Source organism: Pseudomonas sp. FP1740, assembly GCF_030687165.1.
GTDB lineage: Bacteria > Pseudomonadota > Gammaproteobacteria > Pseudomonadales > Pseudomonadaceae > Aquipseudomonas.
The window spans coordinates 5,561,100-5,573,635 of record NZ_CP117461.1; the positions used below are offsets into that span (position 1 = coordinate 5,561,100).

At 57.6% G+C, this 12,536-nt stretch carries 8 protein-coding genes; 2 read left to right on the forward strand and 6 right to left on the reverse strand.

Annotation, left to right across the window (positions count from 1 at the left end; genetic code table 11):
- Positions 1-111: 111 nt before the first annotated feature.
- On the reverse strand, positions 112-1,131 hold the full coding sequence (locus PSH69_RS24905; RefSeq protein ID WP_305410119.1) for a Glu/Leu/Phe/Val dehydrogenase dimerization domain-containing protein: 1,020 nt from the start codon (positions 1,129-1,131) through the stop codon (positions 112-114).
- 183 nt (positions 1,132-1,314) lie between these two features.
- On the opposite strand from PSH69_RS24905, the gene PSH69_RS24910 reads away from it, so the two are divergent.
- Positions 1,315-2,118, forward strand: coding sequence for a SirB1 family protein (locus PSH69_RS24910; protein ID WP_305410120.1), 804 nt, complete (start codon positions 1,315-1,317; stop codon positions 2,116-2,118).
- A gap of 30 nt (positions 2,119-2,148) precedes the next feature.
- Here PSH69_RS24910 and maiA read toward each other — a convergent pair whose 3' ends face one another.
- From maiA to hmgA, 3 genes are read right to left on the reverse strand one after another with little or no spacing between them, the layout of a single operon-like run.
- Positions 2,149-2,784: a maleylacetoacetate isomerase gene (gene maiA, locus PSH69_RS24915; RefSeq protein WP_305410121.1), complete on the reverse strand. Its 636-nt coding sequence runs from the start codon at positions 2,782-2,784 to the stop codon at positions 2,149-2,151.
- A gap of 12 nt (positions 2,785-2,796) precedes the next feature.
- Positions 2,797-4,104 (reverse strand): fumarylacetoacetase, encoded by a 1,308-nt coding sequence (gene fahA / locus PSH69_RS24920; RefSeq protein ID WP_305410122.1) that lies wholly within the window; start codon positions 4,102-4,104, stop codon positions 2,797-2,799.
- Positions 4,105-4,107: 3 nt separating this feature from the next.
- Positions 4,108-5,412 carry a homogentisate 1,2-dioxygenase gene (gene hmgA / locus PSH69_RS24925; RefSeq protein WP_305410123.1) on the reverse strand — a complete coding sequence of 435 codons (1,305 nt, stop codon included), beginning with the start codon at positions 5,410-5,412 and terminating at the stop codon, positions 4,108-4,110.
- 118 nt (positions 5,413-5,530) lie between these two features.
- On the opposite strand from hmgA, the gene PSH69_RS24930 reads away from it, so the two are divergent.
- The gene (locus PSH69_RS24930) at positions 5,531-6,316 is read left to right on the forward strand and encodes an IclR family transcriptional regulator (protein WP_305410124.1); all 786 of its coding nucleotides are present in this window, start codon (positions 5,531-5,533) and stop codon (positions 6,314-6,316) included.
- Between the two features lie 52 nt (positions 6,317-6,368).
- On the opposite strand, the gene PSH69_RS24935 is transcribed toward PSH69_RS24930, so the two are convergent.
- The gene (locus tag PSH69_RS24935; RefSeq protein ID WP_305410125.1) at positions 6,369-9,812 is read right to left on the reverse strand and encodes a dermonecrotic toxin domain-containing protein; all 3,444 of its coding nucleotides are present in this window, start codon (positions 9,810-9,812) and stop codon (positions 6,369-6,371) included.
- A gap of 163 nt (positions 9,813-9,975) precedes the next feature.
- Positions 9,976-12,528: a LuxR C-terminal-related transcriptional regulator gene (locus PSH69_RS24940; protein WP_305410126.1), complete on the reverse strand. Its 2,553-nt coding sequence runs from the start codon at positions 12,526-12,528 to the stop codon at positions 9,976-9,978.
- Positions 12,529-12,536 lie beyond the last annotated feature (8 nt).

The following is a 12,536-nucleotide window of genomic DNA, read 5'->3' on the forward strand; positions in this document are numbered from 1 at the left end:
GGCTCCTGGCACGCGGGGTCGGCGTGCGATTGTCAGGCCCGACGTTTGTGGCGCAGGGCTTGGGGAGCAAGTTGGCCGGATAAGCACTCACTCCTTTATCGATTCAAACTTTTACCGGTACAGCACTTTCTCCGCCAACTCATCCGCGACCCTGGCCGGAGAACGTTTTTCCGCCTGGGCATGGGCGAAGACTTCGGTCAGCCGTGAGCTGATTTTCGACAGGTGCGCGGTGATGGTCGTCAGCTCTTCCCCACGGTGTTTGAGCGACACGTAGATCAGCCCGCCGGCGTTGATCACGTAATCCGGCGCATACAGAATGCCCCGGCGTTCCAGCTGATCGGCGACTTCCAGATGGGTCAGTTGGTTGTTGGCCGAACCTGCGACCGCCGAGCAGCGCAGCTGCGTCACGCTGGTCCTGTTAAGCACACCGCCCAAGCCACAAGGCGCGAGAATGTCGCAAGGGGTGCTGAGCAGCGCTTCGTTGGCAATCGGATGAGCGCCCAACTGCTCCATGGCCAGTTGTACTTTGCCGTGATCGATGTCGCTGACCAGCAGCTCGGCACCGGCAGCGTGCAACTGTTCGGCCAAGGCATAACCGACATTGCCCAGGCCTTGAATGGCGATGCGCAGCCCTTCCAGATTATCGCTGCCCAAGCGGGCCATGGCGGTGCTGCGGATGCCGGCAAACACGCCCATGGCCGCGTGGGGTGCAGGGTCCCCCGCAGCGGTGGTGCTGGTGACGAATTGCGTATGTTGGGCGATGCAGTCCATGTCCGCCACCGAGGTGCCGGCGTCGATGGCGGTGATGTAGCGACCGTCGAGCTGATTGATCCAGCGCCCGAACGCTTCGAATACTGCGGCGCGGTTTTCCACATGGGCCGGGCGAATAATCACCGCAACGCCACCACCCTGAGCCAGGCCAGCCAGGGCCGCCTTGTAACTCATGCCTTGGGCGAGGCGCACAGCATCCTCGATCGCGGATTCATCGCTGGGATAGGCAAGGTAACGACACCCGCCCAAGGCAGGTCCCAGGCGGCTGTTATGGATGGCAATCACCGCCTTCAACCCGGTGACCGGATCGACGCTCAGGTGCAGCGATTCAAGGCGAGTGCTTTGCATGAGAGCGAACATCGTAGGGCTCCCGAATCACTTCTTGTAGTCGCCAGTATAGGCTTGCGCACAAAAATTGCAGAAGCGCACAGGAATAAGCAGCGCGGCTTTAAAGGTTTTCGGACATAACCTGTTACGACCTGTGTTCAACACTGGACGAAAGCCTGCGACGGGGCTAAAACGAGGCATTCCCCGGAGATTTTGATGACCCCGCGCCAACGTTTTTTCGACTGTCTGCAACGATCACCGCCCGCGCTGTTCGAGGCGGCGTTGTGGATCGCCGTCGAACACGATAAAGAGCTGAATCCCGAAACTGTGCTGGCGGACTTCAAGGACCTGCAACAGCGGGTCAGCTACGGATTGCCGATGCTGCCGGTAAATGAGTTGGCGCAACCGTTGTTGCGGCGCATGAATGACCTGGGGTTCGCCCAGGACGACTTCACGCCCTTGCGCCCGCAAGTGGCATTGCTCCATAAAGTGCTGGAACGCCGGCGCGGCCAGCCGCTGGCGCTGGGCCTGATTGCCCTGGAGCTGGCCAGAAGGCTGGAAATCCCTCTGGTTGGGGTCAACTTCCCCGGGCATTTCCTGCTGCGGGTGCAAGGCGCCGATCACCTGCTCGACCCGTGCGGCGGGCGCCGGCTGTACCCCAACGATTGTCGTGAACTGCTGCAACGTCAGTACGGCCCGAACATGCAGCTCAGCGCCGAGCATTTGCAGACCGCCGAACCTGCGCAGATGCTGCAACGGCTGTCACGCAACCTGCGTCAGTTGTACCTCACGAACGACGACTACATCGACGCCCTGATCGACGCCGAGCGCGTGCTGGAGCTGGGCAACGCCAACGCCTCCGACTACCTGGCCCGGGCCAGCCTCTATCAACGGCTGGATTGCCCGAACGCCGAACGCTTTGACCTGGAACACGCGCTGCTGCTCTGTGACGACCCGATTCAGCAGATTCGCCTGACCGAGCGGCTGGGGCACCTTCCGCCCAACGCCATCATCCATTGATCGCCCCCACATTGGGTCGATGTGAAGCCATTAAGGGGTGTCAGGCTGGTTCGCCGGATGGGCCAGGAAGAAGGCTGGATGTGTCGCCGCAAGCGCCGCCACTCGCCGAATTCGCGGGTAGGCCTCAAGGGAAATATTGAAGCGCTCGGCCGCATACAACTGCGGGATCAAATAGACGTCCGCCAGCCCCGGTTGCTCGCCAAAGCAGTAACCGCTATCACCAATCAACTGCTCCACCGTCGCCAACCCTTGACTGATCCAGTGACCGATCCACTCCACCACCTGCGGCTCATCGTGCCCCAACTCCCGCAGTTTATTCAGCACACTGACGTTGTGCAGCGGATGAACGTCGCAGCCGATCACCGCCGCCACGCCACGCTCGTGCGCGCGGGCGGCGAGGTCTTTGGACAGCAGCGGCACCTGTGGATAACGTTCCTCCAGGTACTCGATGATCGCCGGTGACTGAATCAGCAATTCACCTTCGTCGGTGCGCAAGGCCGGCACCCGGCCTTGCGGGTTGATGCCCAGATATGCCGGCTGGCGATGTTCGCCCCCCTGCGGCGCGATCAGGTTGATCGGCAGTGCCTGGTAATCCAGCCCCTTCAACGCCAGCGCAATGCGCACCCGGAAAGACGAGGTCGAACGGTAATAGGTATAGAGTTCCATGGGCCGATCCTCTTAGCGCGCCGGCAGCACTTTGCCGCGGCATTCGCCGAAACCGATGGAAGCAAAACCCTCACGGCTGCAACGTCCCCGCAGAATGATTTCGTCGCCATCCTCGAGGAATTTACGCACCTCGCCCGAGGCCAGTTCGATCGGTTTTTTACCGCCCTCGGTGATTTCCAGCAGGCTGCCGAACTGACCGCTTTCAGGGCCGGACAACGTGCCCGAACCGAACAGGTCGCCGGCCTGCAACTGGCAGCCATTGACGCTGTGATGCGCCACCATCTGCGCAACGGTCCAATACATGTGTTGGGTATTGCTGAGGGTCAGGCGATGGGCCGGCAGATTCTGTTCGCGCATCGATTCGGTCAGCAGCAGCACTTCGAGTTCGATGTCGAAGGCACCGGTCGCCTGATCACGTTTGTCGAACAGGTAAGGTAGCGGCTGCGGATCGCCTTCAGGGCGCGCCGGCTGCGCACGACGGAACGGCTCCAGCGCTTCGGCCGTCACCACCCACGGCGAAATACTGGTGATGAAACTCTTGGACAGGAACGGCCCCAGCGGCTGGTATTCCCAGGCCTGGATGTCGCGAGCCGACCAGTCGTTGAGCAGGCAGAAACCGGCAATGTGATCGGCGGCGTCACCGATGGCGATCGAGTCGCCCATGGCGTTGCCCGGGCCAATCCAGATGCCCAGTTCCAGTTCGTAATCCAGGCGTGCGCACGGGCCAAACGTCGGCTCGGTCTGGCCGGCCGGCAGGGTCTGGCCTTTCGGACGCCGCACGTCGGTGCCGGACGGGCGAATGGTCGAGGCGCGGCCGTGGTAACCAATCGGCACGTACTTGTAGTTCGGCAGCAACGGGTTGTCCGGGCGGAACAGTTTGCCGACATTCTGCGCGTGCTCGATGCCGACGTAGAAGTCGGTGTAGTCGTTGATCTTCGCCGGCAGGTGCATCTGGCAATCCGCCGCCAGCGGCAGCAGTTTTGCGCCTTGGGCTTCGATCTTGCCGTGCAGGGTGCTGCCTTCCTTGAGCAACTCGATCAAGTGTTCACGCAGGGCGACGCGAGCCTCGCGACCCAGCTCGAAAAATGCATTCAACTGGCCGCCACGGGTGGCTTCGACGGCGGTTCGCGCGGCACCGTCGTCGAACAGCCCGGCATCGAGTGCCGCTCCCAGATCAAAGATATGGTCGCCGATCGCCACGCCACTGCGCGGCGCTCCGCCCTTCACGCTGAACACGCCCAACGGCAGGTTTTGCAGCGGGAAATCCGCGTGGCCGTTGGCGGAGGCAACCCAGCTACGAGTGATGGAAGTCTGAGTCATGGGTTATCTCCGGGTCGGGTCGAAAGTGGCGGGCAACGAGGCCCAGCAGGCGTCGTAATCGTTTTGCAGCTGTGGGCAATCCAGGGCGAACCGGCTCGGGCGCAGCACCTGGCTGGTCTCGAACATGAAAGCCATGGTGTTGTCGATTTTAGCCGGCGCCAGTTCAGCGTTGATTGCCTTGGTGCAGGTCTCGCCATCGGGACCGTGAGCACTCATGCAGCTGTGCAATGAGGCGCCGCCCGGCACGAAACCTTCGGCTTTGGCATCGTACTCGCCCTTGATCAGGCCCATGTATTCGTTCATCAGGTTGCGGTGGAACCACGGCGGACGGAAGGTTTTCTCGGCCACCATCCAGCGTGGCGGGAAGATCACGAAGTCGAGGTTGGCCAGACCGTGCACGCTGGTCGGCGAGGTCAGGACGGTGAAAATCGACGGATCCGGGTGATCGAAACTCACCGTGCCAATGGTGTTGAAGCGACGCAGGTCATATTTGTACGGCACGTTATTGCCGTGCCAGGCGACCACGTTCAGCGGCGAATGATCGAGCTCGCAGCCCCACAACTGGCCGAGGAATTTCTGCACCAGGGTGGTCGGTTGCTTGAGGTTTTCGTAATGCGCCACCGGGGTCAGGAAGTCGCGAGGGTTGGCCAGGCCGTTGCTGCCGATCGGCCCCAGGTCCGGCAGGCGCAGTGGCGCGCCGTGGTTTTCGGCCATATAGCCCCGCGCTTGCGGGTCGAGCAGTTCGATGCGGAATTTCAGCCCGCGAGGCAGCACGGCGATTTCCAGCGGCTCCAGTTCCAGCACGCCCAGTTCGGTGGCGATGCGCAGGCGGCCCAGTTCCGGTACCAGCAGCAGTTCGCCGTCGGCGTTGAAGAACACCCGCTCCATGGAACGGTTGGCGCGGTAGTTATAGATGCTGATCCCGGCCGGTTTATCCGCACCCGAATTGGCGGCCATGCTCACCAGCCCGTCGATGAAATCGGTGGGCTCGCCCGGAATGTCCAAGGGGTTCCAGCGCAAGCGATTGGGGGTCACTTCACCCAACGGACCACCGGCCAGTTGCCGATCCAGTTTGACGAATGCCGGGTGATTGGCCGACGGCTGAATGCGGTACATCCAGGTGCGCCGTGCTTCGCTGCGGGCCATGGTGAACGCAGTGCCGGAGAACAGCTCGGTGTACAGGCCGTAAGGAGCTTTTTGCGGGGAGTTCTGGCCGACAGGCAGTGCGCCGGGCAACGCTTCGCTGCTGAATTCGTTGCCAAAGCCTGACTGATAAGCCAGCGCTGGCGCCGTTGAATCGAGGTTCATGGAGCCTCCTGAACGGGAAGTTATTTTTATCGTAATTCAATTACGCATAACGTAATTTGATTGGTATTGACCGTCAAGCTATAAAGACGCCCATTCGTCCCGGGATCAGACCGCCTTCATGGAAACGCCGCGCAACAACGATAAACAGAAAGTCCGCTCGGCCGAGGTCGGTACTGACATCCTCAAGGCACTGGCCGAGCTATCGCCCTCGACCTCGCTGTCGCGTCTGGCCGAACACGTTCAGATGCCGGCGAGCAAGGTTCACCGTTATCTACAGGCGTTGATCGCCAGCGGTTTTGCCGAGCAGAACCCCGCCACCAACCACTACGGCCTGGGCCGTGAAGCGTTGCGCGTGGGCCTGGCAGCTCTGAACAGTATGGACGTGCTGAAAGTCGCCGCCCTGCCCTTGGCCGAACTGCGCGACGATCTGAACGAAACCTGTTTTTTGGCGGTGTGGGGCAATCAGGGCGCGACGGTGGTGCATATCGAGCCAGCGGTACGAGCGGTGACGGTGGTCACGCAATTGGGCTCGGTATTGCCGTTGCTCAGTTCATCCACTGGCCTGGTATTTGGCGCTTACCTACCAAAGCGGGAAACCGTGGACTTGCGCGATCAGGAACTTCACAACGCCACTGACCACATCTTGGCGGACGATCAGAGCTATGCAGCCTTATGCGAACAGATCCGCGAACGCGGCCTGCATCATGTGCATGGCTTATTGATGCCGGGAGTGGATGCGTTGTCGGCACCGGTATTCAACGCGGTAGGGAACGTAGCGGCGGTCATGACCATCGTCGGTCCGACCTCACTGTTTCACGCTGACGAAAACGGCCCGGCGGCGCAGCGATTGCTGGCAGCGACGCGGGCCGTGAGTTGGCGGATGGGTTACCAGGTTGAACCGTGACGTAATAAAGCGGAAATATCACCGCCCGCTATTCATCTACTCTTTTCCCTGCTCAGCGAATAGAGGTTGTTACCGAACCGGTTGTACTCGCGAGAGACCGACCCGCCACATAGGTCAGATAATTTACGCCGACCTCAACACCGGTAACGGTTGAAACAATTCCGGCAAAATCGTTGATTCTGGAAAGGAGACTCAAGCCGGCATTTGCACCGCCAATGCCCGCAACGGTACCCATATAGAGAGAAATCAACCCGACCCATGCAGCTGAAAAATGCCCGTTTGCCTGTTTTTCATACCCGTTGTGGTGAGCGATTACCCCCAGCACAATTGATCGCGTTGCCTTCAATAACGTGGCTGCGACCCCGACCGGTGGAATTAAGAGCGAAACAATGTCCACCGCAAATTCGGCAACAATCAGCGTGTCGCGCCAGAATGCTTCGGAAAGACTGGTCGTCTGGTCATCCGTCTCGGCGATGAAAAGCTCGATCATCGGCGCGTAGTCATTCGAGAAGCGGATAGGCCGTCCGAGTGTTAGCGTGAAATCATGATATCCCTTCAGAACTTCGAACAAATAATTGCGCACAACCTCTTGATCTCTACTCCGGACACTTTTAACAATATCCCATCGCGCATGCATCTTCAGTTCCGCGGCATAAGATTCCAGTGAAACAAAATTCTTGCCATCGTAAGCCGCTGGCAGATAAATAATTTTTTCAGTTGTGCCTTTGCGAGCAAAGACATATCCACCTTCAACGCGCTTGCCGTTGACGACAAACCTGTAGACTTCGCCATTGGCAGTATTTGCAGTAATGTGCAACTCTTCCAGCACCGCATTCAGCCAGGTATATTGCTCCACGCTCAAATTGCCTTGCATTCTCTGAGTCAGAGCATCGAACTGGAGTTTGTTTTGCTTGAGCTTGCCATACACCTCAGGTCTTGTTGACAGATCTCCGCCCCCGGGATTGAGGAAAGTGCTCTTCAAATAATCGATGTATTGATCCCCTGGCAACACTCCAATCAAGTCGTTGATCACTGCTGCACTCAGCCTTCCCACCGAAGTGCCGTCTCTTGACCTGAACGTAGCCGTTCTCAATAGATCATGAACATTGACCAGACTTTTGACCACCGTGTCAAACCACGCAAGAGCCTTCACAAAAGAACTGGTGTCGCTGCGCCAGATTTCCCAATTAATAAACAGCTGAGTCAGGGTCATTGGCTGATGACCTGCAATTGTGATCTCAACCTGGTCCGGATCAATTTCCGGGTGTGGCCCCGAGCGAAGTAAATAGTCATTAACTCGCTTTTTCACCAATTCCCGAGCAAACACCTGAAACGGCTGTACATTAACCTTATCTTTCGCCAGCTCATAAATGGCGCTTTGTTCAGTACTCAGTCGAGCCAGGCATTGCCGTTCAGACAGCTTCGCTTGCCTGAACCAACCAGGCGTAACAAATTCAACCTCGTACTCCGCCCATGCCAGTAGCTGCCTGACACTGTCTTCAAAGCGTCTCTGGGGAAGAGACATCCATGTAACGCTATTGATTCGTGACGATTGACCAGCTATGGCCGCTGCTCCGGATTTATTTATTTCGTCAACCAGCTTGCCGCGATCCTTCAAGTGGCATTGATCGATCAAGTAATCCTTACCGCCTGGAACAAGCACCCATTTCGCAACGTGCTCCTTGAGCAACCAAACATTATCGAATTCAAACCAGTCTTTACCTCCCGGCGCGCCTGGCGCATATAACACACAAGGAACAAGCACACCATTGCTTTTAGAGGTATAAACGGTGAGATCCTTGAATGCCTGATAATCATCACGAAAGGAAAGACCATAAGTGATTAATGATGTATCGCCAAGGTTGCAACGTTTCACCATATCCAGACTTTGCGCCTTCAAATGACCTTGGAGCCCGGCGGCAAATACCGACAAGGCCGTCACTCTTGCCAGGTTTTCATGGATAGCGTCTTGTACTTCAGGTTCTTCATAGGCAGCGTTCCGCAGCGCTGCGTACTTCGCCCGCACATCGAGCGTTTCAATGGCTGACTCGATGAATGAAGGGGTCAAATCCCGCGCATGTTCGCCGTTGATCTTGAGCTGATAACGGGCGGCTTTATCATGCAAACCGTACATAAATAGTTCGGTTAACGTTTTCGTTTCTTGATGCCGGATTTCCTTTACGCCCATACGGAAATTGTAGTTCAATGTCACGAGGACGAAATCAGGATCGACATGCAATGCAGCACGCCGAAAAATAAAGTCTTGAACACTGTTTCGTGTATAGGCTTTCAGCGACGCGAAATGACCCACTCGCTGATGCAGATCTACTTCACTTTGAAGCAGGGTGCGCTCCAGATCGACATAAATTTTCTGGTCGCTTTCGCTACTGCGCTTCAACCATTCAGGCCACGCATTTCTACTGATCAACTTGATCAGCGCGGCGGTGCGATGTTTTGCATGTTCAAGCAACTCCCTCAAGGGCAGGAGGGTGTTGACTTCTCGGATCACATTCTCCTTGTCCGTGCGCGAGCCACTCAACCCCTTGAGTTGACGACTGATGTCAGCACGTTGCTTTGCCAACAGCGCGTCTGTGCCAACACCGAATACATCCGTATCAATTCGTGCGTAACGAATCTCTGGATGAGCGTCGACCTTCTGCGCGTCTTCAACTGCCAAGTCCTTCAACAGTTCGCCACGACTCGCTGGCGTACTCAGGCGTTTCCGGACCTCTTGATGCAGCGCTGCCGATGTAGCGAACTTTTCCACCCCTGCGTTCGCCGTATATAAAATCATGGCACTGTCCGCCGCAGGAACAATCGCCCCTGACGACTGACCATCCAGACGCATGACAAAAGCCGAAGCCAATGATTTGAAGACGCCATCCTGCAGTTGGACAGCAACGCCATAAAATGCGCTGGGAACCAGAGGACTGGTCAACGCGTGAATCTTTTTTTCGTCTTCCGGTGTGACACCGCCCTCTTGCGTTACGCTGTTCAATTCCTGCCAGAAGAGTTTGACAGCATAATTTCGCAGAAGGCCTTTACGCATCACATTGTTGCCCGTATTACGTGTCCAGTACTGATCCAGCGCCGCGACAAACTTTGCAGGCAACGTCCGGAGCAATTCGGCGATTACTTGACTCACTACCCCAACATCCAGATCAGCGTACCGGACGCTTTCATCCGTATCGTTCAGCCATTCGTAAACACCATATTGGTCTGGATGATAATTCGGTGCACTTCCGCGCAGCAGACACTCCATCAATACATTATTCAGTGAGCCTGTCGGCTCTTGGGCAGTCGCAGAACCGCGATAATTGATAAACACCTTGGAAATATAGAGTTCCGGCACCAACCGCCACATTTCCTCCGCCAGGCAATCTTGTAGCAAAGACGCAAATGAGGGGATGCGGCTCAATTGTTCGGACAACTGTTCAACGGCCTCGCTTACGCCGATAAATTTATTTGAAACCGATTCAAGCTTATTACTTTCCATAAATACACAATCCTGACTTAGCCAATTGAAAGTGGCGCATTCTGCACACACCAACTTTCAGCGAAACTAAATCAAAGAAAATCAACAATACAGCCGGATTTCTTTTCCACTTATGTTACAGCGATAACAATGCCGCACTACAAACAGCCAATCAATTTTTACATCACGCCAACAGTCCAAGCAGTCGCGCTTGGGCAACTGCGTGAGTTCTGCGCTCAACACCCAACTTACCGTGAATGCGTCGAGCGTGCGTTTTGACCGTATGTAACGAGATGAATAATTGCTCGGCAATCTGTTGATTCGAATTACCCAATGCAATCAACTTCAATACTTCGATCTCGCGCTGACTAAGCGGATTGTTACCACCTGTATAGGCTACGCCTTCAATGTTCGGTTCCGTCACTCCCAGTGCCGACAGCAGGTCAGGCTGGCGTAATTGAAGTTCGCGCAGCGCCTGCCGCGAACCACATCGTTCCACCAGATTTAATCCACAGCGTAAAAACTCATTGGCACTGACCAGGTCACTATTCAACCAGGCGACTTCGGCCCCGGCGAACAACAGTTCCACCTCCAGCGTCAACTGAGCGGAGCTCTTCGACTGATCAAGCAGGCGAGCGAGGATGTTCAATGGGGCCTCGCTCCGGCGCAAATAGACTTGGGCCAACACCAGCAGGTACTCAATCCGGGCAATCAGCAGCAAAGTTGCCGGAGGTGCTTGCCGCGCCTGGCCCAGATAGTGACGCAAGACGCGACTCAGCGCCTCACAGGCGAGTTCAGGCCGGCCCTGCTGCAGCCAGAAATGGCTGCTGACTTGCAACAGCACTCCACGATAAACGGTGTCAGGACTCTGCCGCTGCTGCATCAACCGTTCAGCATCGCGCAGATGAGCAAATGCCAAGTCATAGTCACGCTGATTGGCCGCCAATTGCGCAAGCCCCAGAAAACCGTACAACACCCGCTTGTCGTGGTTACGCAGGCAGATCCGCAAGCCACTTTCAAACAACTCGCTCGCCTGTGCATCGCGTCCCAGAGACAGATTCAAACGGCCACGCTGCAACGCCAGTCGTCCTAGCAAAGGTTCGGCATTGCGTTGCTGCCTGGTGAACATGGCGTGAACATTGGCAAGCAAGTCCTCGGCACGCTGGAGCGCACCACGCTGCTCCAGCAATTGCGCATGGTCCAGTTCCAGCAGTCCTTCGAAAACCAGTGAACCTTGCGCACGCGCCAGGCACAACGCTTCACGGTTCGTTGTCTGGGCGACTTCCAGCTCCCCGCGCAGCAATGCTTGCTGAGTCAGCCCCGACAAGCACATCACACGTACAGTCCAGAGTTCGGGACCAAGGTCCTTCAGCGCATCGAGAAAATGCGCACGCGAACCATCCATCCGCCCCTGCAGATGCAACAGCCAACCCTGCTGAGCCTGCCACCGTGCGATCAGCTGCCGTTGCAGAATCGCCGACGGCTGCGGGACGAATCGTGACAACTGCTCGATACAGGCTCCGGCCTGCTCAAACCGCCCCGCAAACAGCGATGCCGCCGTGATCAGCCCGATCAGTTGCGGCGAGCCGAGCATCAGTTCCTCGCCTTGTTGCTCATGCAGACGCAGCAATAGCACCACCGTCTGCTCCTCGAACAGATGCTCGAAACTGAAGTGCTGCAACAGGCTGACCGCCACTTCGTATTCCTCGGCGAGCAATGCCTGTTCGAAGGCTGATTTCCAGTCCTGCTCGGCGCAAAACCACTGGCAGGCACGCCGATGCCAGGAACGTCCGGCCGGCCATTGCTCATCGCGCAGCAATTGGGTGAACGGGGTGAACACCTGCAGCCAGTCGGTGGAGTCGCGCCAGGGTTCGATAAAACAACCCAGTGCTTGCAAGGTCCTCAGGTACTGCGCGCCCTCCCCGGCCCCAAACAGGTGATCGCACAGTCGGGCATTGAAGCGTGGCAAGTGGGCCAGCACGCGCCAGGCCTCGCTCAACTCAGGCGTCAGCGAGCTGAACAACTCGTGCTCCAGATAATCGAGCAAGGTGTCCGCCCGTCCCAGGGGTTTGTCCTGACGCGACCAGTCGCACTTGTGCAGCAACGCAATCCGCACACCGGCACACCAGCCGCCGGTGCGCTGGATGATCCGACTGGCCACCTTGCTGACCTGCTCCGGTACCCAGGGCTGCAATATCTGCTCGACTTCACCTGGCGTGAACGCCAGCGAAATACTCTCGCACTCGTACAACTCATCATCGAGCAACAACCGCGGCCAGTTGCATTGTGGCCGGCGGCGAGCGCCGAGCCACCAGGTCAGCATCGGGCTGCCGATCGCCAACATGCGATCCAGCAACGAGTCCAGCTCCGGGCTCGGCAGACGGCAGTAGTCATCAAGGAACAGCCAGGTTGGCGCCTGCAATCGCGCCAGATTGCTCAGCAATTCGGTTTCGCCCGACGAGGCCAACCCCAGCGCCTCAGCCAGACGATGACGAAAATCGGCCGCGCTCGACACCACGCCAGACAAGGGCAGCCAATGCACCCGGCACTGGGATGGCGCCCGCAACAGGCACTCGGCGAGCAGCGCACTCTTGCCGCTGCCGGCGGGGGCGCAGAGTAATTTCACCCGGGCCGTTGAGGCCAATAACGGCTCGGTCAAGCGAGCCCGCGACAGGTGATGAGAGGACAGGCGGGGCAGGAATCCAGAACGGTCCAGACACGGGGTCATGGCGGTCATTGCAGCGT